Origin of the sequence: Hyphomonas beringensis, from assembly GCF_000682755.1 — a bacterium.
Lineage (GTDB): Bacteria > Pseudomonadota > Alphaproteobacteria > Caulobacterales > Hyphomonadaceae > Hyphomonas > Hyphomonas beringensis.
Genome location: NZ_AWFF01000081.1, coordinates 1 through 1,546, shown reverse-complemented (window position 1 = coordinate 1,546; position 1,546 = coordinate 1). Strand labels below are relative to the sequence as shown.

The following is a 1,546-nucleotide window of genomic DNA, read 5'->3' as shown; positions in this document are numbered from 1 at the left end:
AAAGACTTCGTCCAGGTGCCACTGCCATTGCAGCGATTGTCTCATTCTTTCCGAACGACGCTTCCGTATCTTTTGGGCAAAGTAAGTGCCAAAGCGGTCCACCCAGTGACGAACCGTTTCATGGCAGATATGCTCACCTCAAGCCCGGTTCCTTTGACAGTGCCCCTGCAAGGACTATTCCGAACCGCTCATTTTGAGGGGGGCCTAAAGGGGGCCAACCTGGCACCAGTTTGCAGCCGGGGGCGCCAAAATGGTGCCAACAAAAATATCTTTATTACAAGGCGCTAGCCGCGCGTTCGCCCGTCGGGCGAAGTTCGCTTTAGCTTACTTAAGCGCCAACACCATCCTCAATCTCCATTTAACCGCAGAACTTTTCCCAAAACTCATCTGCCCAGCCAGTTCTACTCTCATCGATGCTTCCATTAACGAAGCGTGACTTTGATAGCCACGCTGGGAAGGGATGAGCGTCTTTTACAAACTGATCCTTGCCAAATCCTAGCAAGAATTCTCCATTGTCATCCCAAAACAATCCCCTAGAGAAATCAGTAGCTGCGATAACGATTCGCCCATCTGTGTTTCCGAAAAACCAATTCATCTGATCGGCCAAATCCGGTGAGAATTGTGCCAAGCCGGTCATGCCTGAATAGACTATCAGAGCGTCGTGCTGACCCGATTCTACAAACGCCTTCAGCGCGATGAAAATCTCAATCTCAGTGACGCTATAGGGCAAGAGAAAAAAGGAGATTTTGGGTGTGGGTGCAGTCTCCCTGATGTCTTCCGCAGATGCGGTTCGCCAGAATTCGATACTAGTCATCATGTTCAAATCTTACTTTCGTCGTCTCCCTGCGAGGGATTAGTGAGCCGGTGCTTGTAACTCTCCGAGTTATTGACACTATAGTCTTGGTTGCGTCGCTGTCCCGAAGCGTTGTTGTACGCAGCGAAAGGTGCTGTCAGACAAATTCGAACCAGTCTCCGCTTTTCGCAGACGAGCAGGTCTCAGGCAGCGATCAACTCGCGCCATTAGAGAAGAGCAGCGTCGCGTAACGATTTGAACCTGGCCATGCTCTCGATATTCCTTTGATGATTGAAGTGGTTGTATACTGATTGAAGTGGTTGTACACAGACGAATGGATCGAAGCTAACTTCTGAAAACTTCGTATACGCCGAAATCGTGACATGGCTAGCTCTCGTCGGCGGAACGGTTGGTGTGAATTTTCAGCCCGATTGTTGAGATGCCGGCCGCACTCCTGACGCCCGGCGTTTCCAATCTCTTTCATGGCCGCGCGATAAGAGCGGCACCTATCTGTCACGATGACCTGAGGTTTGCCATACCGTTTCATGGCTTTTCTGATGAATTTCAATGCGGAAGCCTTGTCGCGCGTTTTCGTAACGAACGACTCCAGGACTTCGCCCTCATGATCGACAGCGCGCCACAAATAGTGTGTCTGCCCGCGGATCTTTACAAACACCTCATCTAGGTGCCACTGCCATTGTGGCGATTGCCTCATGCGTTCAGATCGGCGTTTGCGGATCTTGTGCGCGAAGT

The 1,546-nt window shown here is 50.9% G+C and carries 2 protein-coding genes and 1 pseudogene; all 3 read right to left on the bottom strand.

From position 1 onward, the window contains the following. A pseudogene (locus tag HY29_RS19985) lies at window positions 1-138 on the bottom strand (IS6 family transposase); the annotation flags it as partial. A 220-nt stretch (window positions 139-358) separates the two neighbouring features. Continuing rightward, complete coding sequence (locus HY29_RS16160; RefSeq protein WP_034798884.1) at window positions 359-817, bottom strand: hypothetical protein; 459 nt, start codon at window positions 815-817, stop codon at window positions 359-361. 190 nt (window positions 818-1,007) lie between these two features. Next, on the bottom strand, window positions 1,008-1,546 hold a 539-nt coding region (locus tag HY29_RS16155), incomplete at its 5' end, for an IS6 family transposase (protein WP_241765243.1).

What these genes read in the sequence shown, in the direction of transcription:
- HY29_RS16160 (WP_034798884.1), bottom strand. Translation starts at nt 817, where the DNA reads ATGATGACTAGTATCGAATTCTGGCGAACCGCATCTGCGGAAGACATC.